The sequence below is a fragment of the Streptomyces yangpuensis genome (assembly GCF_024666385.1).
GTDB lineage: Bacteria > Actinomycetota > Actinomycetes > Streptomycetales > Streptomycetaceae > Streptomyces > Streptomyces yangpuensis.
Genome location: NZ_CP102515.1, coordinates 128,918 through 152,725, shown reverse-complemented (window position 1 = coordinate 152,725; position 23,808 = coordinate 128,918). Strand labels below are relative to the sequence as shown.

Here is a 23,808-nt window from a genome sequence, read left to right as displayed (position 1 = left end):
TTGGGATGTCGGATCCGCTGAGGCGAATTGACGCCCTGGTGGAGGAGGGCACCCTCCCCTCGCCGCAGGTCCGGCAGCAGCTGCGGCTTGCCGCCGGCCTCACGCAGGCCGAAGTCGCGGCCGCCATCGGTGTCCAACGCGTCGCCGTCGCGCGGTGGGAGGCAGGACTCACCCAACCTCACCGCGGTAATCGCCTGAAGTACGCGCACCTTCTGCGGAAGCTCGCCGCGAAGCACCCGGATGCAGTCACGGGGGCTCCCGATGAGGGGTGACTTCACGTCTGGGCTGTATCCGGGGTCGCCGACGCCACCTTCGGTATCGAGGGGGTCGGGATGACCTAACGGCCATCGGCCGCGCGCGCCAAGAAGCGGATTAACCACCCGCTGGCCTCGCGCGGCCCGTCTTGCTCAGGTCCCAGTTCGCGCTGGTCCTGAGCTGCGGCTCACCGAGCCGCTCGTTTCACGTCGGCCCCTAACCAGGGCCATCGTCACCGGCCACTAACCACGGCCACCACAGCTGTAGCTAGCAGTTGCGTTACCCGCGGGCCCCCACCACAGGGGCTTCGCGGTTCAGCAGTACCGGGAGGGACGGAGACATCTCCCCCCACCCGGTCGGTGTCTGCCCCGCTTCTCACGAAGGGGGGCTTACCCGTCACATCCACACATCCGGTGGGCCAGCCCCGAGGGGCACGGTCGTCCAGCTATATGGAGAGCAGGTCGTTTCTCATAGTGCACGACGTGGTGTCCCCTTGTCAGCCTGACCCTGTCCGTTTCACCCCGGTTCAGGTTCGACGGTCGTCCCGTGTGACGGGATCGACGTACGGTTCATGCCCCTTTTCCCGGTTCGTACAGGAAGAGGGATTTCCGGTAGGAAGCTACAAGAGCAACGTCTTCGGGGCGGGTTCGATGGGCGGGGTCGCGGCGTCTGCCGCCTCGCTCGTGCACTCGCTCCCGGAGGTCGTCGACAACTCCGTCGACGGAGGCATCCGCGAGGGCGTCGTCCCGTGTGGCGGGACGCGATCGGAAGTTGTCGCCCGCTGGGTGGGAGGGATCAGGGGTCTCGCCGCTTCCCGGGCTCTGTCCACAGGCTGCCTGGGCCAGGCTGCCGAGATGATCTCTATCTCCTCCATCCGGGCGGGCCAGTGAGCGCCGTGGCGGCGCCGTCCGCCGTGTTCCCGCGCCCGCGTACCGGCGGAGCCTCGCGTCGTCGGCTGCGGTCGGTCCCGGCACAGGCCGGTCCGGTCGCCCCGCTGGAGCTGGGCAACCCGCTCCAGCTGACGGAGACGATGCGCTCCCGGCTGCTCGCCGCGGTGCGTGCCCTGGTGTCCGACCCCGCCCTGGACGGGGCGGGTGACCCGGCGCGCCTGGCGGCGGTGGTGCTGATGGCGAAGGCGAAGGTGGCGACGAACTACCGCACGACGATCACCGCAAAGGAGCTCGGCCGGTGGGTCGGGCTGAAGCCGTCCCGGATCGCGCACCACGTCCTTCCGCAGCTGCGCGACCGTGGCGTGCTCGGGTCGAACGAGACGGTCAGCGCGGCCGGCCGGATGACGGGCCTGGAGTGGTGGGTGATCCCGATGTACCGGGCGCAGCACGGTGGCGACCGTCGGCACGTCCTGGCGCTGTCGCGGGTGGAGCTGGTCGTGCTCTTGGCGCTGGTCGAGGCGCTGTTCGCGCCGGGCTGGGAGCACAAGGACGGCCGGGTGACCCCGGCCGGGATGCTCGCGGACCGTACGGGGCGCGGGGCGGCGACGGACCGGCTCGGACTGCTGCTGATGGTGCTGTCCTCGAACGCGAAGGGGTGGCTGCAGCTGTGCTCGGGCAGCGTGGACACCCAGCGGGGCCGTCCGGCGGCGACGGTGGCGCGGCTGCTGGGCTGCTCGCCGGCGGGCGGGGCGAAGGTGCTGTCCCGGCTCCAGGAGCAGGACGTGCTGTCGGTTGACCGGCGGGAGACGGCGTCGGGGCTGAACGCGCGCAGCCGGGTCCGGCTGGTGCCGGTCGCCAAGGCGCACGGGATCGCCGTCCGGGAGGCCCGGGAGGCCGCCGACGCGGTGTTTTCAGACCTCGCCGTTACTGCATCCGGCGATCTTGAGGCGACGGTTGAGGTTACGGCCCCTGTGGTTTCTGGGGTTCAGGGCGCCGGGGAGGGCGTGGAGGCCGATTCGGCAGACCGCGCCGATGCTGCACACCTTCACGCCTCTCACGCTTCTGTGGCTACTCCTCGTGGTTCTCTCTCGCTCTCTGGTGGCTTTTCCGGCGGAGGCCGTGGGGCTGAGGGCCGTCGGCCGGAGCGCGCGTGTGCGGGCCAGGACCAGGACGCCAACGGCGATGACACCGCTGCCGGTTCGACGTCGCCGGTGGTTGAGGGCGGCCCGCTCCGCGGGGAACAGCCGAAGGAGTCCCCGGTCGATGAGCGTGATGGGCAGTGTGCTGCCGGGGCTGCTGCCGGTGGCCGGCCGAAGGCCATGGGCGGTGGAAAGGCACAGCAGCAGCGGAGGGTGGGCCTGCCTGCTGATCTTCGTCTGCGGGTGGCGCTGGGGCCGGTCTCGTGGCTGTGGGAGCGGCTGTCCGGGTGGCAGCAGGACCAGGTGGAGGCGGCCGCGAAGGCGGAGCTGGCGCAGATGGAGGGCCTGGGTGTGGCGCCGGAGGGTGCACCGCGGCTGCTGGCCGACCGACTCACCGGCCGGCTGGAGGCGACTGGTGGCGAGGCCCTGGTCGACAAGCCGTTCCCGTGGCTGATCCGGCGGGGTCTGCCCCAGCGGCAGGCGTGCTCGCACCGCAAGTGCGACGACGGGATCCGGCTGGACACCGGGGAGGACTGCGAGAACTGCGGCAACGTCATCCACCTCCGCCGGGCTCGCCGTGCGCGGATCGGCGCGGAGATCGACCGGGCGCTGCCCGGCCTGGGCGACGGCGAGCGGCGGCGCGTCCTCGAGGAGCGGCTGCGCGAGCAGGCGGCCCTCGATGCGGAGGACCTCGCATGGCGTCAGGAGCAGGCCCGCGCGGAGCGGGCCCGGCGCGATGCGGCCCGTGCGGCAGCCACTGAGCAGGCGGAACGCGAACGGCAGGCCGCGGCCGCCGCCGATGCGGTCCGCCAGGCGCTGGCGTGCCAGGACTGCGGGCGCGGCCGGGCGGCCGGGCTGTGCGAGGCGTGCGACCACCGCCGTAAGACCGAGGTCCTGATCGGTGAGGCCGGTCTCCTCGCGGCGGCCGGCTCCGCCGACCTGAGCGACCCGGGCAGCATCGCGGCCGCCGTCGCCGGGGCCCGCACGGCCATCGGTGACGGCACCGCCGCCGCGTGGCAGGAGTTCCTCCAGATCACCAACGTGGCCATCCTGGGGGCCGATCCGCAGGCTGCTGCGGACGCGTACGTGTTCACCGCGTTCCACAGCGCGCAGCAGGCCGTCGGCGAGTACCACGAGAACGCCCTGGCGATGCTGCGCGGCAGCCAGGAAGCCGAAGCCGAGGCGCGGCGTGCATACCGGTTCGAGCAGGGCCGCCCGTGGTTCCGGAACAACCCGACCGGCGCGGACGCCGTCGCCGCCGCGACGAAGGCCGCCGACACGGCCCGGGACCGCGTGGCCGAGTGTCTGCTGGCGGCGCGGCTGGAACAGCTGCGCGAGCAGTCCGCCGCCCGGCCCGAGAAGCCCGCGTCGTGGACAGAACGGCTGCCCGGCCTCGCCGCGCGCCCGCTGGACGGCGACGTCACCGGGCCGGTGACCGCATGACCACCGAGCTGAGCGGCGTCGACCTTGCCCGCCAGGCCCTGGTCGCGGCCCGGGAGGCGGCGAAGAAGAACGGCGCCACCCGCCAGAAGCCGAAGCGGCGCACCACCACGGCCGTCCGGCGCGACGGGCGCGAGCCGCTCGGGCTCGGCGCGGCGATCGGCATGATGATGACCGAGCGCGGCATGGTCGCCCCGGCCGCCGGCGGATCCGTCCTCGCTGACTTCGACGCCATCCTCGCCGCGGCCGTGCCCGAGCTCGCCGGACGCGTCCAGGCCGTGGCGTTCGACGTGGACACCGGCCGCCTGGACGTCGTCCCCGACGCCCCGGCCGTCGGCACGAAGCTGCGCTGGAGCACACCGCAGCTGGTCGCGGCGGCCAACGAGCGGGTGCCGAGCGCGAACGTCCGCGCCCTGGACGTCCTGGCGCCCGCGCCCGTGAAGACCGGCCTCACCACCCCGGCCGATGCTGTTCCGGCCTCGCCCGCGCCTGCCTCACCAGCCGGTCCGGTGGAGCGCCGGACACCGCCGGACGGGTACCGCCGCGCGATCGAGGCGTACCGCCAGGCCGTGCCACCGTCCCAGGTGGACCGGGCGATCGCGGAAGCGGTGGAGCGGCAGACGAAGGAGATGCGCGAGCTGTCGCACTGGGCGTTCCCCGAGCCCGACGTCGTTCTGGACGATGCGCTGGCCCCGATCGAGCAGGCCCGCACTGAGCGCCGCCGCCGGGCAGCGGCGACCGAGGCCGCCGCGCTGCGCCGGGCTCGCGCCGAACGAGCGGGGCAGCCCTGCCCGGGGCGCCGCACCCCCGGCGGGCTGGTGAGGGGGTATGAGCCGCAGCAATGACAGGGAAGCTGCATACGTTATGGCGAGAGGTGACCGGGGACGCCGCTGACTGGGTGCGCGGCTCCCCAGCTGCACGGACAGGCCCCTCTGGTGTTCGTCTTCGGCGATCGCCGGGCAGGTAGACGGCGGCGCGGGTCCGGGCGCGGTCGGGAAGTGGTCACGGTCAACCCTGGCCGGCGCGGCCCGGATCTGCTTCCCAACGACGGTGCGTGGCACGGCGAGCCGTGTGCTTGGGCCGGCACTTGTAGCACATCCAGCCCAGCCCTTCCACGACCTCTCTGTCCGGCACCGCGCCGACCTTGCCCGCATCGCACCCCTTCCCGGCGCAGATGAGCCGCGTCGCCTTGCTCGGCTCCGGGGAGAACATGGGTACGGTGGTCGGCCGCTGGTACCGGATATGGCTGCTGTGGCGAAACGGGTCGAAGTGCTCACATTCGCGAGGATGGGCGTCGGGCGTGGTGCTTTCGGCGGCGTGGGCGGGGCAGTGCTGGTCGCGCCAGCGCACGCTCTCCTTGTAGCTGACGTTGTTGAGGCTCCACACCCACATGGTCTGGCCCTCCCACAGCGGGGCGTCGCCGGTCGGGTCGCGCGGGTAGGGCATCTCGATCTCCGCCCACTCGCCTTGAAAGCCCGCCCGGTCATCACGCACCAGGTTGTCGCACCGCTGTCCTGTTGCTTCCGACAGCGCCACGCACAGCAGCTCACCGACCGTTGACGGGGCGAGGAGGTGCACGGAGTGGTAGGCGACAACGTCCCGGCGAGTGCTGCGGCCGCCTCGCTCGCGGCTGGCGTCCTGGTCGTCGTTCTCCGCCCCCGTCAAGGGCGCGGAGAATCTTCCTTCCCGGATCGCGGTCTGCATGTTGATGGCGGACTGCCGGTGCAGATCGGCCAGACCCGTGTCCGTGAACTCCTCATGCTCGATACCAGGACAGACGGTCGGGTGCGCGATCCAGCACGTGTCTTCGACCGACCCGAGTCGGGCGACACCGGCATCCACGCTCCACCGCGCCCGAGGCGGAACACGGGAAGTGGGGAACTGCCTGGGCAGCAGAGGGATTCTGCCGCCGTCGGCCCGGTCGTACCACCAGACCACGTTGTGGCAGTACAGGCAGCGCCCCGTGTTGTCTCCTCGCAGGGACTTTGATGGTGCGTGGGGATGAATGCGCATGGCCTTCGGGAGCCGGCCGCCGCTGTCCCAAGGAGCAGTGTTCACATCTCCCTTTGTATGCCTCAGCACACACCGAGTACAGGACAATCGTGAACCTGAGGGCACCATCGCTGTAGGCCAGGAGGGCGCATGGAGCAACATCAGGATCTCGCCCGCCTCGCACTGCGGCAGGCCAGACAGGACGCCCGATGGCGGCGCGGCGAGCGTGCTTCAGGTCGGCGAAGTCAGCCCGGGGCGGGGCCGGTGCTCCTGCAGAAGGCCTTCTCCGACCTGCTGTCCGAGCGGGGGTGGTTAATCCCTGCCGTGCACCCCTTGTTCACGTCCTGGCCCGACATCGTCGGACCCGAGATCGCAACGCATGTGACGGTGGTCGACATCGACGGCGGCGGCCGGTTCATCGTGCGTGCCGACTCGAAGGCATGGGCAAGCCAGATGCGGCTCCTCGCGCCCCAGCTCGTCGCCCGCCTGAACCTGGACCACGCGGCAATCCGTGCGCTCCGGGTCCTGTCCCCGCAGGACCCCCAGCTCCCGGCGGAAAAGGCTCCGCTCTGGCGACGAGCCGGCCTGGCCAGTGGTGCGCCTGCCTCCGTAGCCTCCGACAACACCCCGCAGCCCAGCGACGACGAGCCGTCCACCCCTTTCTACGCCCAGCCGAGCCCACCCGAGACTCCGTCAACGGCACCGGATGTCCACCGCCTTGCCCTGGCCCGCGCCCGTGCCTCCAAGCGTTCTTGATCCACATCATGGCCGGTCCGCATGCTGGCTACCCTGACCCGGGGCACCTGTGCGCGGTGCCGGACACGAGAGGAACCACATGGCCGAGGACGGCATCGAGCAGGCCCAGCCCAACGACCTGCAGGCGGAGAGGGCCGTCCTTCACCACATGCTGATCTCCACAGACGCCATTGCGGACACCGTTGAGATTCTCCGCGGCCACGACTTCTTCCGGCCGGCCCACGCGGTCATTTACAACAGCATTCTGACCATCTACGGGGCGAACCAGACGCCCAACCCGTTCTCCGTGTGTGAGGACCTCATCAAGGCAGACCAGCTCGACGAAGCCGGTGGCGCCGACTACATCAACGGCCTCGCCCGGCAGAAGGCCAACAGCCGAAGCCTGGCCAAGAACGCCGAACGGGTGCAGTCGACAGCCAGACTCCGGCGGCTGCAGGCTGCTGCCCTGCACATCCATGACCTCGCCGCCGACGGCACTCCGGAATTCATCGACCGAATCGCTGACGCCGCACAAGCCAAGATCTTCGAAGCCACCGCAGAACGCCCCGACAGCGTCCCGCCCGCCTTCGTCCTCGGCGAAATAATGGAAGACGCCCTCGACCAGGTCGAAGCCATCGGAGAAAGGCGCGGCAACCCGATCGGCGTACCCACGGGATTCACCGAACTCGACTCCCTGACCGGCGGCCTCCAACCCGGCCACCTCACCGTGATCGCCGCACGCCCCGCCATGGGCAAATCCACGCTGGCCCTCGACATCCTCCGCTGCACCAGTATCAAGAACAACCTGCCCGCCGTCCTGTTCACCCTGGAATCCAGCCGGACTGAAGTCGCCATGCGGATCCTCTCCGCCGAGTCCCGCGTCGCACTCCACCACATGCGCTCCGGAACCATGACCGACGACGACTGGACACGCCTGGCCCGGCGCATGCCCGACACCTCCGCGGCCCCGCTCTACGTACAGGACAGCTCGCACGCCACCTTCACCGAGCTCCGCGCACAAAGCCGCAGACTGCGCACTCAGCGAGGTATCGAACTCATCGTCGTGGACGACCTGCAGATGTTCACCTACGGCACCCGCCCCTTCTCGTCCCGCTACGAGGAGATCTCCGAAATCTCCCGCTGCCTCAAGCTCCTCGCGAAAGAACTCGAGATCCCGATCGTGGCCGTATCCAAACTCAACCGCGGCCCCGAACAACGGGCCGACAAGAGACCGCAGGTCAGCGACCTGCGCGACTCCGGCGCGCTGGAAGACAACGCTGACCTGGCGATCCTGCTCCACCGCGAGGACGCGTACGAGAAGGACTCCCCTCGCGCAGGCGAGGCAGACCTCATCGTGGCAAAACACCGAAACGGACCCACGGCAACCATCACGGTGGCTTTCCAGGGGCACTATTCGCGGTTCGTCGACATGGCCTCCACCTGACAGCCGCCCCCATCGTCGCCCATCAGCCCGGCACGACTTCAAGCCCTGACCGACAGGAACAGAACATTGGCCCAGCACGACGAGCAGAGGCATCATGCACCGTTACCGAAGCCGCTGCGTCGAACCATGGAAACCAGCACCCCGATCCCCACGCCGTGGCCAGAGCTGACCGACCTCGCCGAGCTGAACTTCCGCCACAAGGTAGGCATCGTCGCGCAGCGGGGCAGCCGGGAAGCCAAGGTCGGCCGGGACATCGCCGTCCACGCAGCGAAAGCCGGCGTACCCACGCTCCTCTACACCGGCTATCCCCCTAACGAACAGACCGACTGGCTGGCCGTCGACGAGACTCCCAACCCGACCCCAGCAGACGAAAACGCACGGGCACAGCGAAGGATCAACGGCGAGAAGCCTTCCTTCGTAGTCATTGAGCGCTATGAACGCCTCAGCCCCACCCCACCGCCGTACCGCGAATGGGACGACCCTATTGACGACCCGGACGAGCCCGAGTCCCGCGCAGACCAGCTGATGTGGTCGGTCAGGGAGATCAGGATCGACCTGCCCCTGCTGCTCACCACCGTCGTCGATCCCGAACCGCAACTCTCCCGCCGGATGTCCACCTGGCTGCACATCGATCACCCCGCGATGGTGATGACCGATGTCTGCAAACCCACCCTTGTCGTGCACCGCACCAGCCCCCAGACCGTGGACACACGGATGGAAGTCGACCCCCACGAGTACCGCACTGGATCTCGGAGCACCTTGCAGTGGACCCCGCTGAACCTGCGCCAACCCTGAACAGGAGGTTCGGGCCTCGCGGGCTTGCGTCCTCTCCCTTCCAGCCCCCCGCCCGGGTGGGTACTGGTGCGCTGTCATCCGGGCGGGCACCCGCTGCTCCCGCTCTACCGGGGGACCACGAGATTCTCTGGGCGGCGGCACCGGCCGCCGCCTCTGCTCGGCAGCCAGCGGCACCCGTCGCGCCGGTGGAGCGCGGACACCGCCGGATGGAATGTTGATGACCCGCAGGCGCCGATCGACACCACGTTCCAGCAGCGGCGCCGAGAGTGCGCCGCCGAGGTGCCACGTTCCATAGGCGACCCCCTAGGAAACATCCGACTCGTCGGGCCCTACCTTCTTCCCATCGAGCATCCGCTGGAGGGATGCCAGAACCTCTTCATAGATGGCTCGCTGCTCAAGAGACAGGCCGGGATTCTCGAGCTTGGCTCGCACGTTCTCAATCGCGGACCTGATAGCCGGCCCCGCGTCCGGCGCCTCTGCCTGTTCAGGAGCCATTCCTCCCCGCCGCCTGTTCTGGAACTGCTCCCGGGTGATGTGACCGTCCCGGAAGGCCGCCTCCCACATGGACTCCGCATGGTCCGCGTCGAAGCTCGTCTCCCGGAAGCGGTAGTCCGTGTTCTCGTCCGGAACTGGGTCCGCCCATGGGTCGGGTTCGTACGACAAGCCGTAATCCGGGCTCCCCGGCCGTAGTCCGGGCTTCCGGGTCCGTACTCCTCTTCCCGCCCCTGTGTCATGTGACATCCCCTCCAGCTCGCCTGAGTCGAAACGAGCCTAGGACTCCTTGCCTACCCAGGGGCAAGCCGACGAAGGCCGTAGTCCGGGCTCTTCGACCACATCCGCGCCGTGATGCCCAAGCCCTGCCCGTCGGCGGGCAGCCCATATGTGCCCGCCGCTGCCGGGCTGGGGAGCCGTATCCGCGTGGTCACCCACCCCACCTGGAGGCCCTCTGTCAGTGGCGCCTGCTATCTGCTGTCCTGTCAGAAACGCCGCGAGTACGCCGGATCGCCAGGAGATGCGATTCATGCCTTTCACCGCGCTGCACCCCGACCTGGGTCGTCTCGACGCCACCCTTGCCGACCTCGGGCACAACCTGGACTGGGCTCAGGTGCACAAAGCTCGCCCTCGAATCCCGCTCGCCTGCCCGGAATGCGACTGGAGCCTTCACCCGAAGGTCTCTCCGTCCGGTGTGCGGTTCTTCTGCCACGACCCGGGACGGCCGCCGTCGTGCGAGCTGTCGAATGAGTCGTGGGAGCACCACATGCTCAAGCTGGAGATGGCGGGCGCGATCCGGGCAGCCGGATGGTTCGCCACGCTCGAAGTGCCGGCCGAGGACGGCTCCTGGCGCGCGGACGTCATGGCGGCTTCGGCAGATGGCACCCAGCGGATGGCCTGGGAGGCCCAGTTGTCACCGATCACCTTGGACGACATCCAGGCACGCACCGACCGCTACCTCGACGAGGGCGTCAGGGTGTGCTGGGTGTCCCCGCACAAACGGCCGCCGCGTTGGATCAGCGCGGTGCCCGCGGTCCGGGTGCGCGCCCCGGAGGAGCAGGGCCCACAACTTTGGATGGTGGACGATGGCCTCGCTGGCTTCGACTCCGCTGCCGGCCGTTGGATGTTCCGCGAGGAGGAACTCCTCCAGTTCGTCCGGTGGGCGCTCCACGAACAGGTGGTTCCGGTCGAGAGCCTGCCGCGGTACCGGCGGGTGTACCGGGTCGTCGACGGCGAGCAGCGGCAGTTCCGGCGCAGTCAGTGGTGGACGTCGGCGCAGTCGGCCGCAGCCCAGGAGAAGCACGACGCGATGCGTCAGCGCCAGGAACTGGCGAGGGAGGAACGCGAGGCCCGTCAGAAGCTGCTCAAGGAGGAGGCTGATCGGCAGAGCCGGCTGCGGGCGGAGCAGGAGCAGGCTCGGAGGGCGGAGGAGGCTGAGCGGCTTCGCGAGAAGCGGGCGGAGGAGTCCCGCGTCTACTGGGAGAAGGTCCGCGAGCTACGTGAGGTGGAGGACGCACGCCGGGCCCGGGAGAAGGCAGAGGAAGACGCGCGACTCGCGTTGGAGCAGGCCGAACTGAAGGAGACGCAGCGGTTGGCGCTGGAGACCGCGAGGGCGTGGTGGAGCAGGCTGTCGCAGCAGCAGAAGGCTGAACTGCTCGCCGCCGTCGCCGAATAGGCGTGGCGTGAGTCAAACGTTCGGGTCGACATCCCGGAGAATCCAATGATGTCCTCGGAGTACGCCTACGGGGTGCCCGTGTACACGATGGGGAAGCGACGGCTCTTGTACGGGGTCGTACGCCCCTGCCCCCGCCTGGTCGCCGCCTCACCCGGAATCGCGCGCCTGCACGCCTTCGCGCGAAGCGCCCAGGAGGCCCGGGAACTGTCCGCGGTCATTCCCGAAGGTCGGATCACCGACCTGGACCTGCCCGAACATGAGCAACTGACCATGTACTGAGCTTCCAGGGGCGAGGCCGAGCCCCTCTGACGACCCACGGCTGCGAGGTGGATATCGGGGTGACAACGGGCCTGAGCTGCCCGATGTCCACCCCGGCCCACCTCCGTCGGTGCTTTTGTGTCCCTGTGTCCTCTCCTGTGTCCCAGATAGTGGTGTTGTGAACTTGCAGCTCAGGAAGCCTTTTATGGCGAACGGGTGAGGCGGCCGGCAGCAGCGTCGCGGTCCGGCGGGAACGGAGCGCAGGCCGGTGCGCGGCGGGCACAGAGGGCGAGGTCGGCGAGGGCCAGGCGGTGGAGCCCGCGGAGCACCACTTCGTGGCTCAGTTCTGTCGTGCAAGAGGTCGGATCACGCCGTTCTCCGGAAAGCACTGCAGGGCCCGCTAGAGCGCGGGGGACGCTGGCCTCGTGGCGGATGACGGGGGGCGTCGATGGGGTACACCGCTATCCATCGGGACTGGGGCAGGCTGGACGCCTCGGTGGAGGATCTCGGCTGTGGCCGCTCGTGGCAGGACATCCACCGCGTTCAGGGGATGGATCTGGCGTGTCCGGAATGCCAGGGCCGCGTCTTCGCCCGGGTCTCTCAGCATTCTTCCCGGCACTTCTACCACCAGACGCGCCCGGAGGAATGCGAGCTTGCGAACGAGTCGCCGGAGCATCACCGGCTGAAGCGTGAGCTGGCAATGGCTGCAAGGGCAGCGGGCTGGCGGGCAGAGCTTGAGGTCGCCAGCGAGTCCCGGAACTGGCGGGCCGACGTGATGGTCTTCGACGAGCAGGGCCGTCCGTTCATGGCTCTGGAGGCACAGCTGTCGCCCATGACCCCGGACGAGGCCCGGATGCGGACAGAGCGGTATGCCGCAGACGGAGTGGCGGTGTGCTGGGTAGGGCCGCAGGACCGGCCTTGGCAGCGGGTCGTGCCCACGCTGCGTGTGCCGTTCCCCGGAGAGAGCGGGACCTGGCAGGTACGGCACGGAATGGCCAGCTACACCTGGACACCGCGCACGTTGAAGGCGAAGGCGGCCTGGGTCCACATCACGTGTCCGCTCGGAGACGCGATCAAGTGGATCCTGGAGGGGCGGGTGCACGTCCACGGGGCCGAACAGCACGGTGTGGTGGACAGCCCCTGCCTATCTGAACCTCGCGATCGAACGTGCCCGCCTGGAAGCCGGTGCGGAAGCCGCCGCACGGGTAGCCGCCGCGGAGAAGGCCCGACGGCAGGCCGAGCGGGACCGACGAGTCGCGGAGCAGCAACGGCAGGAGGCCGAAGCCCGGGCCGCCGCCCTGCAGGAGTGGCGCCGCAATGCCGCAGCCCGGGCAATTCAGGCCGAGCAGGAATGGATGGCCGAGCTGCAGCGGCTGGCAGGCTTCCTCGAGCACGCGGGCATCGACGCCGCGCTGTGGCGAGTCTTCATACAAATGGTCCGTTCTGCCTCGGGCAAGACAGTCGTCTACGGTGACCAGAGCCCTCCTCACGGCAACGGCCTCCTCGTCTACACCCGGCCACGAGAGTGGAGCGACCCCCGTCTGGCTGGCGTGGTGTGTCCGGCCCCTGAGGCCCTCATCAGATGGCCGGGAAGCCTGACGATCTTGGTGCCTGGCCCGACATGGCTCGCCCAGATTGAGGCTGCTCCACGACCCGCCCTTCAGGTCGCGGTCCTGAATCCCGTGACCGGTCGCAGCGACTTCGTCAACGTTGCCGCATCCCGTCAACCGGGGCCCATCCAAGAGTGACCCCTGTTGGGACCAACGGGCTGAGCTCCTGGCTTACAGGTGGGCAAGGTGCTCGCGTACGGGGCCGGCGAGCTCGGCGTAGAAGTCGACGCGGTCCTGGGCCTGGAGGATCTGGGCGGCCACGGTCAGCAGTCCGGTGCGCGCCTCCGGCCGGTCCAGGATGGCAGCGAGCTCGGTCCGGATGCGGGCGGCCGTCTCGGGGGCCAGCAGCGCGTACAGGTAGAGGGTGGCGGCGTCGTAGCCGTACGGGGCGCGGCCCCAGCCTTCCCAGTCCAGGATGTGCGGGCCGCGGGTGACGTTGCCGTAGTGGAGGTCGCCGTGGGCGGTGCTCCAGGTGATGGCGGCGTCGGCCTGGTGGCCGGTGAACTGGGGGATGATGCGGCGCAGGTACTCCTCGCGGACGGCTTCGCGGTCCGTCGGCGGCGGGACGTCGGCGAGGGCGTCCAGGGCAGCGATCATCCCCTTCCACCACGCCTCGGGCAGGCCGGGGTCTGCGTCGAGGACGGGGCGCGGGGAGACGATCGGGTCCGGGGCGAAAGCGTACAGCTCGGCCCGGTAGGCGTACGTGTCGGTGGTCCAGTCCCGGATGCGGAACAGGTCGGGGCGCGGCACCGAGGCGGGCAGGGCCCGGGAGGCGGACGGGCCGTCCCACAGCGTGCCGCCCTCGGTGCCCGCCTCGGCGCAGACGACGCGCAGCCAGTGGGGGCCGGCGGCCGCTGAGAGGGTTCGGCCCCGGTACCCCCACACCCGTCGGCCGGTGGTGCGCAGGCCGAACTGGTCGGCGGCGTGCTGCTGGGCGGCCAGCATCCGGTCGGCGGTGGTGGGGGCGGGGGGCTCGAACACGGCGGGTCCTACCTGTGGGAGACGGCGGCCGCGTCCTTGGATACCAGCTCGGTGGCGAGGGCCGCGACCTGTTCCACGGTGAGGCCGGAGCGCTCGGCCAGGTCCCCGAGGGACAGGTGGGCGCCGGAGACCAGGGCCTCCAGCGCGGCACGGACGGAGGGGTGCAACTCCCATTCGTGTCCGGCGGCGCGCAGCACCACCGACGCGTCGGCTCCCTCCAGCGCGGCCCGGGCAGTGGTGAGGGCCAGGGCCAGCTCGGGTTTGGCGGGGACGTCGCCAATGTGCGGCAGGGAGGGGGCCGGGCGGCCCGGGTCGCGGGCGTCCATGAAGGCGGCGAACTCGGCGACCACGTGGTCGTGGAGCGCCTCGGCGACCTCCTTGCGCAGCTGCTCGGCGTAGGCGGCGCGCTCGGCGGGGCCGGCCACGGTGGGCACGTTCGCGCGCAGGGTGGGGGAGTGGAGGAGCTGTCCGGCGAGCCACACCAGGAGGTGGTGGCCGGTCGCGGGGGTCAGGCCGCACGTCAGGTGGAGGGAGCGGCCCTGGGTGGCGGCCACCGCGTGCCACCAGCCGCGTGGCACGTAGAGCATGTCCCCGGCCTGCAGGATCACCTCGGCGATCGGCGGCCCCTCGGGCTTGGCGGGGGCTTCGACGTCCAGGCGGAGCGGGTCGGTGCGGGTGGCTCCGTACAGGTTCCACCGTTTCGCGCCTTCGAGCTGGAAGACGACGGTGTCGTGGTCGTCCCAGTGGATGCCGAAGGCTTCGGTGGGGTGCCAGGAGGCGTACAGGTTGGCCTGGACGTCGGTGCGGAAGTGCCGCTCCAGCGCTTCGGCCAGGGCCTGGACGCCGGGGTGGAGCTTGTCGACGGCGTCCAGGACCAGGGAGGCGCCAGCGCTGATCTGCCCGTGGAGGCCGGAGGGTTCGACGCGGTGGCGGACCTCGGAGCGCTTGGTGACCGAGGTATGCAGGTACTCGTACGGTGGGACCTGCGTGCCGTCGTTGAAGAGGCGCAGCTGCGGGGCGTCGAGGCGGTGGCGGGCGACCAGGTCGTTCAGGTCGTCCCACGTGAACAGGCCGCACAGTCCTGCGGCGGCCTGTGACCAGTGCTGGTAGGAGCGGCCGAAAGCCCCGGCGAGGAAGTCCCCGCCGAGGCTCCGGACCGCCGCGTTGATCGCGGTGGTCATGGTCGGCGATCAGTCGTTGCCGTCGCCCTTGCCGGTGCCCCCGCCGTCGGGGGTCCGGGTCGCGGCCCCCTTGATGGAGCGGCTGGCCAGAATCAGACCGTTCATGACGTACTCCTTCTCTCGTGTCGGATGGAGCGTGTATGGCGCCCGCCGCCCCCAGGCAGGGCGGGCGCCCAGTACGGGCCCGGCCGGGCGGAGGAGCCCCTGGAGGCGTTGTCCCGGCCGGTTCCGTTCGACCATTGAAGGCCGGGGGAAGACCACAGGGGAGGGCCGCTCCGAGGGGCCGATTCACCCTGTGCGGGGCCGCGTTGGGGGGCCAGGATGGTCTTTCGACACCCGGACAGGGGAGGCACCGGCATGGTGAGCCCGGACGGAATCGGCGAGCTGCTGCGCACCATCAGGGAGCAGGCGGACCGGACCCGCGAGCAGCAGGCCCAGCGCATGACTGTCGCTGGCATGGTGTGCACGGTCGAGAACCTCAAGCGCTGGGAGACCGAGAAGCGGTTACCGACTCCGGTCTGGCGTACGGCGATCCGTGCCGTCTACGGCCTGACCGACGAGCAGCTGGACCAGGCCCTGGAGAACACCCGCAGGTACCGCAGGCAGCAGAGGATGGAGGACGACGACGTGAAACGACGACAGCTGTTCACTCTGGCGGCCACGGCGGGGTTCGCCGTGCTGCCCGGCATCGCGCAGGCCCGGGAGGGCATCGACACCGGCCTGGACGCCGACGGCGCCGGGGACCTCGCCTACCTCGAGGGTGCCTTCGAGCGGCACCGGGGCGGCTACAACGGACGGGCGCCCGATGCCGTCCTCGGGGAGATGCGCGAGGACCTGGCGCTCCTCGCCGCTGTCCTGCGCCGGCCCCACCCCGCGAAGGACCGTACCGACCTGGCACGCACGGCCGCCGGGATCTCCGGCCTGGTGGCGATCGTCCAGCACGACCGGGGCGACCAGGCCGACGCGCACCGCTGGTTCGCCACCGCGGCGAAGGCCGCCCGCGAATCCGGGGACCGGCGGATGACCGCCTGGGTGCTCGGCCGTCACGCCATGGTCGGCCTGAACTACGGCGCCCCGGGACAGGCCGCCCGCATCGCCGCGCAGGCCCGCCGGGAGGCCGGCGCCCGCCCGTCCGGCGCGGCCGCGCTCGCGGCCGCCGTCAACGCCCGCGCCCTGGCTGCCATCGGCGACCTGCCCGGCGCCCGCCGGGCGGTGGACGACGTCCGCACCCTGGCCGAGCAGCTGGACGGCCCCGAGTCGGCGGACACCTGGTTCGGGTACCCCGCCCAGAAGCACGCGGTGCACCTCTCCCAGGCGTACACGCTGCTCGGCGACACCCGGGCCGCCTACGGGGCGCAGGATGACGCCTTGGCCCTGACGACCTCGCCGTCGGTGATGACCCGCGCCCTGATCGCCATGGACGCCGCCGCGTGCCTGCGGGTCGACGGAGACCCGGGCGAGGCCGCCACGATGGCGGCCGCCGTCTACGACCGGCTACCGCCCGCCTACCGGACCGGCCTGGTGCACTCCCGCGCCCAACTGCTCCATCGGCACCTGGACGGCGCTCCGCGCCGACTGCTCGGCGACGCACTGGCCTGACGCCTCCCCCAGCCCACGGAGGGAATGCGCCCCCGCCGGTCCCGCACGGTTCCGTCCGGCGGCCAGTCAGGCGCCACATGCTGAAGCGCACCCTCCCACCGAAGAGGAAGAAGCCGCTGACATCCGCTGAGTCCGCCGCAGCGCCGACTGACCCGGAGCCGCCAACGGGCGGCGCCGGGGAGAGAGCGGTGACGGCCACCCACAGGGATAGATCACTCCTCTTCAACAGCCCGCCGGTGGCATCGGCGCCGGTACACCTTGCTGGCCAGGCCGATGGTCGCCATGACGAGAAGACCCGCGACGTAGTCCCCGAGGACCTTGTCCCAGAAGAAGGCCACTCCGCTGCTCAGTGCTACCTGGGCAATTTCCAGCATGGTCCCGAAACCCCTCCCACTCACCCGGAGCCCGGATGACCCCGGGCACAGAATCCAGATTGCGGAAAGGGAGTGGGGAACTCAAACCACGTTTCCGCAGGTCAGAGGCCATGAGTTGAGAGTGCGCTGTGGGCTTCCACGGGCGTGGCGAGCGTGCGAGGCACGCTCGTGGAATTTTACATCGCAATGTCAACTCAATCTGGACATAAGGTGTTTAGTGCGTAGAACATCTGCGCTGAATGATGCAGTCGGAAACCCTGAAGGCGGTGACTTGCTGCCTTCAGACGCGAGCCAACGGACGTGGACTTTCACGCGCTTCTCGGCGCGAGTTCGGCGGGCCTCTCCCTCCTGCTGGCTTTAACGCCTTGTTCTGGCCCCACTTTTCCGGTCTGAGGTGGCCCCATTTGGCGGGCTCGGGTGTCGTCGGAACGCCTTGAGGTGGCCCCGGGTTCCGGTCTGTTCTGGCCCCGCTCGCGGGGGCTATCGGTCGAGGAAGCGTGGGTCAGCCGTCTGGATGTAGTGGCTGAGGAGTTCCCGGTTGTGGAAGGCGGAGTGCAGGATGACGGCCAGCTCTGTGAGGGCCTTGAGGTCGGTACTGGTGACTACGAAGGTGTCACCCTCTGATCCGAAGTGGAGCTTGTCGATGCTTTCGGGCATGTGGGAATGGACCAGCGACTCCGCCAGGCCTTCCCAGCCATGACCGTTGCTTTCGGCGTGGTGTTCCTCGAAGACGTCGGCGACCTGGTCCATCTCGACGAAGTAGAGGCAGTGAGAGGGATCGGACTCGCTGCCTTCATCCAGGCGGAACGGGGCCAGAGCTGATGCGTCGGTCATGCGGCGATGGTAGAGACAGCCGTGTTCCGAGAGCGGTGCGGGGGCCCATCAGACTGTTCGGGCATGTGTCCTCTCCAGCTTGGCCTTGGTCTGGGCGAGGCGGTAGGACTCGGTGCCGGTCTCGATGATCGCGCCGTTGAAGGTGAGCCGATCGACGATGGCCGCGCAGAGCCGGGGGTCGGTGAACGTCTTTGTCCAACCTCCGAACGATTCGTTGGAGGTGATGGCGACACTGTTCTTTTCCTCCCTCTCGGTCAAAACCTGGAACAGCATCTCGGCTCCTCGCCGGTCGAGTTCGAGATAGCCCAGTTCGTCGATGCAGAGAAGGTCCACGCGGCCGTAGCGGGCGATGGTCTTGGACAACTGCTTCTCGTCGGCGGCTTCGACGAGCTCGTTGACGAGCTTCGCGGCGAGGGCATACCGAACGCGGTGGCCCTCCATGGCGGCGGCCGTGGCCAGTCCGATCAGCAGGTGGGACTTGCCGGTGCCCGAGTCCCCGATCAGGCAGAGGGGCTCGCCCTTCTTGACCCATTCGCAGGTGGCGAGGTTGTTGATCACGGCCGGGACGACGTTGGGGTTCGCGGAGTAGTCGAAATCGGAGAGCCACTTCTGGCGGGGAAAGCCCGCCGCGCGGATCCGGCGTTCCGAGCGCCGCCGGTCGCGGTCCTCGCACTCAGACATCAGCAGCTCGGCGAGGAACCCTCGGTAGGAGAGCTGTTCGCGTTCGGCTCGGGCGACGAGGTCGGGGAACTGGGCTCGCATCGTGGGCAGCCGCAGGACTCGGCAGGCGGTGTCGATCGCCGCGTCGGCGGCGGGCTCGGTCAGGTAGTGGTTCGGACCGGTCATGGCGCGTCCTTCCTGGACTGGTTCAGAAGCTGGTCCCAGCGTTCGAGTGCGGGCGGGGGACGCTGGTCTGCGGGAAGACGGAGTGCCCGGTGGGCGCTCAGGCTGACCACCTCGCTGGGCTGGGCTCCCGGGAGGGCTGGCGTGGGCCCGGTGACGGTCACGGTGGGAGAGCGGCCGTCGGCCTGGGCTGCTTTTCGGGCTTCCAGGGCCACGATATCGGCGGTGTGAGCGCCGACCGCCAGGGCCGATCGGATGCCGGCGACCACGTCGCGGTGTTCGAGGTGCCGGTGCAGGAGGAGGACGTGGACCAGTTGTTTGGTGCCCTCGGTGTCGCCTTCGGCACTCTTCGCCGCGGCCCAGAACGCTTCGTGGGCGGCGGTGAACCTGCCTTCGCGGCGGGCTTGGTCGAGGGCTTCGGAGCCGGCCATCGCGCCGGGCTTAGCCAGCAGTACTTCCAGGAAGTGGTCGAGGACGACTCGCTCGGCGCCTTTGGCGGTGAGCCGTGGGTGGCGGGCAATCTCGGTGCGTCCTTGGAAGACGACCAGGTCGCTTGAACGGAGCACGACCCGGACTGTGCGACCGATGAACCGGGCCGGAACGGAGTACCGGCAGACCCTCACGGCGATCATCCCGTATCGGTCGACCCTCGGCGTGAACACGGCACCGGTCTCGAACCCGTCCGTCGGCTGAGGCAGGAGCAGGACCGCCTCGTGGGTGAAGTCCTGTCCGATCGTGCGGATCCGCATCCCGATCCGCCGCCCTTCCTCCCTCTTCTCGAACTCCGCGAAGGACGCATTCAGTTCATCGAGTGAGTCGACCCGCGGAACGGGAGTGAGGTAGTTGCGGCGGAAGTAGCCGACCTGGCCCTCGACCCCGCCTTTCTCATGGGCCCCGCGAAGACCTGGCTCGCAGTAGAAAGGGGTGAAGCCGAAATGCCGCCGGAACTCCTCCCACCTGGGATGTTCCTCCCTCGACCGGCTCTTGTGGATCACCCGGGAAACCGCCGGAGAGAGGTTGTCATAGCGGATCTGACCACCCGGAACACCACCCAGGGTCCGGAAGGCGTGAACGTGGCCGTCCAGGAACGCTTCCTGCCCGCAGGATGTCGTGATGCGGTGGACCGCCTTGCCCGAGTAGGCGAGACGCAGCGCGAACACGAAGCACTTCGTGCGTTCACCGGCCAGATCCACCCATGCCTCGCCGAAGTCGACCTCGGCGTCCATGCCCGGACGGTTGTGGCGGATCACGAACCCCGCCGTCGGCGCCGCGCCGGCCGCCTCGGCGATCTCCCGGCGCCGACGGGAAACGTAGTCCCACACAGTCGTGTAGGCGATATCGGCCCCGCACTCCTGACGCAGCCGCGTCAGGATCCGCTGAACGGTATGCCGCTGCTTCGGCGGCGCATCCAGATCCGCCAGCAGCCACTCGTCGATCGTCTTCTTCAACGGCTCCAGACGAGGTGACGACCGCACCGGGGTCTTCCGCGGCTTGGGCACCGGCGACGCCAGAGCATCGCGTACCAGCCGGCGGTGAACGCCGTACTTGCGGGCCAACGCCCGCATCGACAACCCCTCCTGCCACGAGTCACGGCGGATCCGCAGGAACAGCTCTTCCCTCGACAGCTCCATCCGGCATCGCCCCCACACGGTCCACCTCGACCGTCCCACCACCCGCCAACCAGTGGGGCCAAATGAGACCGGAACAACCCCCGAACGCTCCCGTACGCCCCCAGACCTGGGGCCAACTCAAACCGAAAAATGGGGCCGAATCAGAGCGTTAAAGCCATCCTGCTTCGAGGCCCGGCGGAGCGGCTCGCGGGGGCAAGGTTCCGGGCGGCTGGCTATCGACCTCCGGACGGACCGTCAGGCATGTTGAGTGACTTCGGTGGTGAGCACCGTGCGCCGTCCGTTCCGGCGATCGCCCGCGTTGGGCAGCGCATGACGAACGCAAGGCTCACGCAGATGTGCCGGACCGCCCCTACCGCGCCCTCCCGGGCGCACTCCCGACGGAGGCGGCCGCGGCGGTCGCCGACACTACCGAGGCGCACGCCCGCCGCCCGCGCCCGCATCGGACAGCAGCGCGCTCCCCAGCGGGTCCAGATGTCTGTACGGATCCTGCTGAAGGACGACGTCCGCCTCGACGCCGCGCTGGAGCGAGCCACTCGGGCATCGGCCCAAGCTGGCCGCCAGGATTCACCCGGAGGGGCCGGAGCCGCTTACATCAGGGGAGGGAAGCCGCACGTGTAGTGGTACGAATCGTCCGTGTCGACGGTGGGGGCGCTCGTCACGTCGCGCGCTGTCAGGAGGATGATCCCGGTCACGAACAGGAAGACTCCGATTCCGAGGCACCACGCTTCCCCGGTTGTCGGGCGGGTTTGCGACGTCGGGCCACCGCCGTCAACCAGGCGACCCGAATCATCCTGCTCGCCCGTCAGCTGGCCGCAGTACCGGACCTGCAAGGACGCGCAGAGACAGCGCCCAGGCACATGGCCGGGCCACCCGAGCCGCTATTCGAGCCGGCACACCCGTACCGGCTCCCGTCAGTGCCCCCTGGCCACGCCAGCTCGTGGAAACGCTGGAGGCAGAGGAGCGACTCCGCGCCGGTTCTGCTCGGCTGCATGGCGGCGGCTGCTCCGGGGTCTCCACGGGGTCGTTGGCTCCGGTTTCAGCGATCATCCGGATCCCGTTGCGCACGTCGTGGACGATCCCGCGGTCCGTTCCGCCGTCCTCGTATGTCGTCCAGTGCGTGCGCCAGTCTTCGGTGGCGGCCATGGCTGTTCTCCCCAGTACTCGTAGCGAGCCGGGTGGTTGTCCATTTCCCGGTCGTACGCTTCGAGCCGGTCGAGGAAGGGGCCGAATGCTGCCCGGGCCTGGGCTGCGGTGATCTGGCCGGCATCGATCGCGGCGAGGAGCTCCAGTACGGCGGGGAGCTCGACGGCGGCGCCGCGTCCCGGCTGGTCCTTACGGTGCTTGGAGTACGTGGCGCCCACGGTCCCGGCGACGCCGGGCAGTACGAGGGAGCCGGCAGTGATGTCACGGGTGACGTCGTACGGCATCGGTGTCCTCCAGGTGGGTCGGACGTGGCAGAGCGGGTGTCCCTGGGTGGTGAAGGTCCGCGCCGGGCTGGGGCCGAAGGGGCCCGGATCATACCCAGAAGGGGCCGCCGCGCTGGGACAGGATCGTCGGGGCGGGCGTGCTTTCGAGGACGGCCTGCCGCCATAGGGCGCGGTTCCTGTAGGGGGTCCGGTCGATGTTCTGGGGGTTGTGCTGCCATTCGGCCAGGTGCTGGGCGACGGCTGCGAGAACAGCAGCGTCACCGGGCCCGCTCTCCTGTGGGGCCGCCGCGTGAAGGGCGGCGACAGCCGCGTCGGCCGGGTGGTAGCTCAGCTGCATCACGGGCTCCGGCGCGTCGATGCCCCGCCGGAGTTCGGTGATTGCCTCTTGGAGGTGTTCATCGTTCACCGTGGGGGGAAGCGTCAGCAGAGCTGCGAGGAGCACGGCGGCCTCGGCGGTGTTCAGCAAGGTGGCGTTGCTGCCGCTGAGGCTGTGGTGGAAGACCCGCAGGAGCACGTCGGTGAGGCGAGGCTTGGCCCGCCGGTCGTACAGGCAGTGGGCACACAGCCAGGCCATGGGCTTGAAGGGATTCCGGGGGTTGGGCATCCGGCCGATGAGTTCGCCGGCCACCACCGGCGCGGCACACAGGTTGCAGGAGCAGTCCGCGAGGGCGTTCTTCGTGCGCATCGGCGCGGCCAGGCCGCCGGGCTCGGCCGGCTCCGGGTGGGTGTAGGCGCGGTAGGAAGCGGGGTCCTCGGTCCAGGCCCTCGCCTGGATGATCGCGTCACGCAGTTGTTCGTCTGCCGCCTCGGCGCGGCTGGACACGCCCATCCAGTCGTTCAGCTGCCGCTGAACGAAGGGGATCGGGTCGCGCAGAGCACCCGCCAGCGGTCCCACGTAGGTGGTGAGGAGCTTGCGCAGCTCGGCTCCGTGCAGCTCGCCGAGCTCGTCGGAGGAGGGGGTGGGAAGTCCGGTCGGCATGGACGAAGGGTCGTCCAGCCACCGCTCAACATTGGTGAGGGCGAGGCCGAGCTTCGCCAGTGAAACCCCTGACCTGCTCCTTTCCCCAATGGAGTCGTTGACGATGCCGTTGACCCGGCGCCCCTGCATGCCTGTGGCGGCGGCGAGCTTCTCCACCTTCCAGTTGATCCGCTGCCGGACCTGGTTCTCGGTGAGCAGTACGACCGGCTCACACGTCCGGCACGGGGCGCCGGCCGCGGGGGCCGGCTGTTCGCCGCACTGCCCGCAGACGAAACCCGGGCACGCCGAACACAGGGTCTCCAGCTCCTCGCTCTCCCCGGGGTCGGGCGGGCACAGCTCCTGGCGCATCTGCTCGGCGACCGACTGGCACTCGCCGACGCAGTTCTCGGCGGCAGCCGCGGCGCCGGGCTGCTGGACCAGGGCCTCGCGCACGGTGGGCCACAGCACGGTCGCGTGGGAGATGTCGTCGTGCCACCGCTCGAGCTGCGCGGCCCGGTAGGCGGCGAGTAGCCGCTTGTCGCTGCCGCCCGCCACCTTGCTGTGCTCGCCGTCATTGAGGCAACCGCAGGGCAGCCGTTCGGCGTATCCGCAGAACTCGGCGCCGAAGGACCCGCACTGAGGACACATCGTCCACTGGTAGGGCGAGTCGCAGTAGGTGAGCATCCCCTTCGCCTCGTGAAGCCGCCAAGGCCCGTCCCAAGGGTCGGGTCGCCCCCAGGTGTCGATGCCAGGGTCGTCGTCGGGGAAGAACGGACCCTCGGACAGCAGCGTCAGCCCCTGCCACTCCTCCGGGACCTCTACCGGCAGACAGCGGCCGGCCTGCTCACCCCAGCCGTCACCCCAGTAGTCGCTGCCCTCGGCGGCCATAGCGAACCGCCCCCACCACACCGGGGCCTCCAGCTCGGCCGCGAACCACATCCGCTGCTCCGGAAGCCAGAACGCCGGCGTTCGCGGCGAGCCCTGGCTGTCGTAGAAGGTCACCGGTTCGTACGCCCACGGCACCCGCAGGTGGTCGAAGAACACCGACCAGCGTGCGTGCAGCTCCGTACGGAACTCCGCCCTGATCACCTCGTACGCCATGGAACGCTCCCTGCCGCCGCACCTGGGCTGTTGCCCGGCCTCACCCTCCACCCGGCAGGGTGAGGACCAGTGCGCCTCGTCACCGGTTCGGCCCAGCTGTGTCCCCCTGTCGAGGTACCGCACCCGGGTGTCAGTGCCGCGCCGTAGCGTTCGT

The 23,808-nt window shown here is 69.8% G+C and carries 20 protein-coding genes and 1 pseudogene; 11 read left to right on the top strand and 10 right to left on the bottom strand.

Features of this window, described 5'->3' with window-relative positions:
• The first annotated feature begins 5 nt into the window (after window positions 1–5).
• The 3 genes from NRK68_RS34505 to NRK68_RS34495 all read left to right on the top strand — a co-directional run bounded on the left by NRK68_RS34505 (window position 6) and on the right by NRK68_RS34495 (window position 4,569).
• Entirely contained in the window at window positions 6–272 is a 267-nt protein-coding gene (locus tag NRK68_RS34505; protein WP_257858127.1) for a helix-turn-helix domain-containing protein, read from the top strand.
• 869 nt (window positions 273–1,141) lie between these two features.
• Window positions 1,142–3,727: a hypothetical protein gene (locus NRK68_RS34500; protein ID WP_257858126.1), complete on the top strand. Its 2,586-nt coding sequence runs from the start codon at window positions 1,142–1,144 to the stop codon at window positions 3,725–3,727.
• Window positions 3,724–4,569: a DciA family protein gene (locus NRK68_RS34495; RefSeq protein ID WP_257858125.1), complete on the top strand. Its 846-nt coding sequence runs from the start codon at window positions 3,724–3,726 to the stop codon at window positions 4,567–4,569. The genes NRK68_RS34500 and NRK68_RS34495 overlap by 4 nt, the downstream gene beginning before the upstream one ends.
• Before the next feature lie 163 nt (window positions 4,570–4,732).
• Here NRK68_RS34495 and NRK68_RS34490 read toward each other — a convergent pair whose 3' ends face one another.
• The gene (locus NRK68_RS34490; RefSeq protein WP_257858124.1) at window positions 4,733–5,737 is read right to left on the bottom strand and encodes a DUF6083 domain-containing protein; all 1,005 of its coding nucleotides are present in this window, start codon (window positions 5,735–5,737) and stop codon (window positions 4,733–4,735) included.
• 129 nt (window positions 5,738–5,866) lie between these two features.
• Between NRK68_RS34490 and NRK68_RS34485 the strand changes: the two genes are divergently transcribed.
• From NRK68_RS34485 to NRK68_RS34475, 3 genes are all read left to right on the top strand, one after another.
• The gene (locus NRK68_RS34485; RefSeq protein WP_257858123.1) at window positions 5,867–6,472 is read left to right on the top strand and encodes a DciA family protein; all 606 of its coding nucleotides are present in this window, start codon (window positions 5,867–5,869) and stop codon (window positions 6,470–6,472) included.
• Window positions 6,473–6,551: 79 nt separating this feature from the next.
• On the top strand, window positions 6,552–7,895 hold the full coding sequence (gene dnaB / locus NRK68_RS34480; RefSeq protein WP_257858122.1) for a replicative DNA helicase: 1,344 nt from the start codon (window positions 6,552–6,554) through the stop codon (window positions 7,893–7,895).
• Between the two features lie 126 nt (window positions 7,896–8,021).
• Window positions 8,022–8,690, top strand: coding sequence for a hypothetical protein (locus NRK68_RS34475; RefSeq protein ID WP_257858121.1), 669 nt, complete (start codon window positions 8,022–8,024; stop codon window positions 8,688–8,690).
• 303 nt (window positions 8,691–8,993) lie between these two features.
• Here the strand turns inward: NRK68_RS34475 and NRK68_RS34470 are convergent, their stop codons facing one another.
• A complete protein-coding gene (locus NRK68_RS34470) occupies window positions 8,994–9,353 on the bottom strand; it encodes a hypothetical protein (protein WP_257858120.1) in 360 nt (119 codons plus the stop codon).
• Window positions 9,354–9,711: 358 nt separating this feature from the next.
• On the opposite strand from NRK68_RS34470, the gene NRK68_RS34465 reads away from it, so the two are divergent.
• From NRK68_RS34465 to NRK68_RS34450, 4 genes and pseudogenes are all read left to right on the top strand, one after another.
• Window positions 9,712–10,857: a competence protein CoiA family protein gene (locus tag NRK68_RS34465; protein WP_257858119.1), complete on the top strand. Its 1,146-nt coding sequence runs from the start codon at window positions 9,712–9,714 to the stop codon at window positions 10,855–10,857.
• 45 nt (window positions 10,858–10,902) lie between these two features.
• The gene (locus NRK68_RS34460) at window positions 10,903–11,136 is read left to right on the top strand and encodes a hypothetical protein (protein ID WP_257858118.1); all 234 of its coding nucleotides are present in this window, start codon (window positions 10,903–10,905) and stop codon (window positions 11,134–11,136) included.
• Window positions 11,137–11,563: 427 nt separating this feature from the next.
• Window positions 11,564–11,962: pseudogene (locus NRK68_RS34455) on the top strand (competence protein CoiA family protein); the annotation flags it as partial.
• A 277-nt stretch (window positions 11,963–12,239) separates the two neighbouring features.
• Window positions 12,240–12,863, top strand: a complete 624-nt coding sequence (locus NRK68_RS34450; RefSeq protein ID WP_257858272.1) for a hypothetical protein — start codon at window positions 12,240–12,242, stop codon at window positions 12,861–12,863.
• A 33-nt stretch (window positions 12,864–12,896) separates the two neighbouring features.
• Here NRK68_RS34450 and NRK68_RS34445 read toward each other — a convergent pair whose 3' ends face one another.
• Both NRK68_RS34445 and NRK68_RS34440 read right to left on the bottom strand, forming a co-directional pair.
• On the bottom strand, window positions 12,897–13,706 hold the full coding sequence (locus NRK68_RS34445; protein WP_257858117.1) for a hypothetical protein: 810 nt from the start codon (window positions 13,704–13,706) through the stop codon (window positions 12,897–12,899).
• Window positions 13,707–13,714: 8 nt separating this feature from the next.
• On the bottom strand, window positions 13,715–14,887 hold the full coding sequence (locus NRK68_RS34440; RefSeq protein ID WP_257858116.1) for a cupin domain-containing protein: 1,173 nt from the start codon (window positions 14,885–14,887) through the stop codon (window positions 13,715–13,717).
• 357 nt (window positions 14,888–15,244) lie between these two features.
• On the opposite strand from NRK68_RS34440, the gene NRK68_RS34435 reads away from it, so the two are divergent.
• The gene (locus tag NRK68_RS34435) at window positions 15,245–16,486 is read left to right on the top strand and encodes an NsdA family TPR-like regulatory protein (RefSeq protein ID WP_257858115.1); all 1,242 of its coding nucleotides are present in this window, start codon (window positions 15,245–15,247) and stop codon (window positions 16,484–16,486) included.
• Between the two features lie 212 nt (window positions 16,487–16,698).
• On the opposite strand, the gene NRK68_RS34430 is transcribed toward NRK68_RS34435, so the two are convergent.
• The 6 genes from NRK68_RS34430 to NRK68_RS34405 all read right to left on the bottom strand — a co-directional run bounded on the left by NRK68_RS34430 (window position 16,699) and on the right by NRK68_RS34405 (window position 23,654).
• Window positions 16,699–16,860, bottom strand: coding sequence for a hypothetical protein (locus tag NRK68_RS34430; protein ID WP_257858114.1), 162 nt, complete (start codon window positions 16,858–16,860; stop codon window positions 16,699–16,701).
• A gap of 480 nt (window positions 16,861–17,340) precedes the next feature.
• Window positions 17,341–17,694, bottom strand: coding sequence for an Imm51 family immunity protein (locus NRK68_RS34425; RefSeq protein ID WP_257858113.1), 354 nt, complete (start codon window positions 17,692–17,694; stop codon window positions 17,341–17,343).
• 48 nt (window positions 17,695–17,742) lie between these two features.
• The gene (gene istB, locus NRK68_RS34420; protein WP_257858112.1) at window positions 17,743–18,540 is read right to left on the bottom strand and encodes an IS21-like element helper ATPase IstB; all 798 of its coding nucleotides are present in this window, start codon (window positions 18,538–18,540) and stop codon (window positions 17,743–17,745) included.
• Window positions 18,537–20,168 (bottom strand): IS21 family transposase, encoded by a 1,632-nt coding sequence (gene istA / locus NRK68_RS34415; protein ID WP_257858111.1) that lies wholly within the window; start codon window positions 20,166–20,168, stop codon window positions 18,537–18,539. The genes istB and istA overlap by 4 nt, the downstream gene beginning before the upstream one ends.
• A gap of 1,043 nt (window positions 20,169–21,211) precedes the next feature.
• A complete protein-coding gene (locus NRK68_RS34410; protein ID WP_257858110.1) occupies window positions 21,212–21,595 on the bottom strand; it encodes a hypothetical protein in 384 nt (127 codons plus the stop codon).
• Between the two features lie 88 nt (window positions 21,596–21,683).
• Window positions 21,684–23,654: a hypothetical protein gene (locus NRK68_RS34405; RefSeq protein ID WP_257858109.1), complete on the bottom strand. Its 1,971-nt coding sequence runs from the start codon at window positions 23,652–23,654 to the stop codon at window positions 21,684–21,686.
• Window positions 23,655–23,808: the final 154 nt, after the last annotated feature.

Excerpts from the sequence above, each read along its gene's own strand:
- NRK68_RS34505 (WP_257858127.1), top strand. The coding sequence starts at position 6 with ATGTCGGATCCGCTGAGGCGAATTGACGCCCTGGTGGAGGAGGGCACC.
- NRK68_RS34495 (WP_257858125.1), top strand. The coding sequence starts at position 3,724 with ATGACCACCGAGCTGAGCGGCGTCGACCTTGCCCGCCAGGCCCTGGTC.
- NRK68_RS34490 (WP_257858124.1), bottom strand. The coding sequence starts at position 5,737 with ATGCGCATTCATCCCCACGCACCATCAAAGTCCCTGCGAGGAGACAAC.
- NRK68_RS34485 (WP_257858123.1), top strand. The coding sequence starts at position 5,867 with ATGGAGCAACATCAGGATCTCGCCCGCCTCGCACTGCGGCAGGCCAGA.
- dnaB (WP_257858122.1), top strand. The coding sequence starts at position 6,552 with ATGGCCGAGGACGGCATCGAGCAGGCCCAGCCCAACGACCTGCAGGCG.
- NRK68_RS34475 (WP_257858121.1), top strand. The coding sequence starts at position 8,022 with ATGGAAACCAGCACCCCGATCCCCACGCCGTGGCCAGAGCTGACCGAC.
- NRK68_RS34465 (WP_257858119.1), top strand. The coding sequence starts at position 9,712 with ATGCCTTTCACCGCGCTGCACCCCGACCTGGGTCGTCTCGACGCCACC.
- NRK68_RS34460 (WP_257858118.1), top strand. The coding sequence starts at position 10,903 with ATGATGTCCTCGGAGTACGCCTACGGGGTGCCCGTGTACACGATGGGG.
- NRK68_RS34440 (WP_257858116.1), bottom strand. The coding sequence starts at position 14,887 with ATGACCACCGCGATCAACGCGGCGGTCCGGAGCCTCGGCGGGGACTTC.
- NRK68_RS34435 (WP_257858115.1), top strand. The coding sequence starts at position 15,245 with ATGGTGAGCCCGGACGGAATCGGCGAGCTGCTGCGCACCATCAGGGAG.
- NRK68_RS34430 (WP_257858114.1), bottom strand. The coding sequence starts at position 16,860 with ATGCTGGAAATTGCCCAGGTAGCACTGAGCAGCGGAGTGGCCTTCTTC.
- NRK68_RS34425 (WP_257858113.1), bottom strand. The coding sequence starts at position 17,694 with ATGACCGACGCATCAGCTCTGGCCCCGTTCCGCCTGGATGAAGGCAGC.
- istB (WP_257858112.1), bottom strand. The coding sequence starts at position 18,540 with ATGACCGGTCCGAACCACTACCTGACCGAGCCCGCCGCCGACGCGGCG.
- istA (WP_257858111.1), bottom strand. The coding sequence starts at position 20,168 with ATGGAGCTGTCGAGGGAAGAGCTGTTCCTGCGGATCCGCCGTGACTCG.
- NRK68_RS34410 (WP_257858110.1), bottom strand. The coding sequence starts at position 21,595 with ATGCCGTACGACGTCACCCGTGACATCACTGCCGGCTCCCTCGTACTG.
- NRK68_RS34405 (WP_257858109.1), bottom strand. The coding sequence starts at position 23,654 with ATGGCGTACGAGGTGATCAGGGCGGAGTTCCGTACGGAGCTGCACGCA.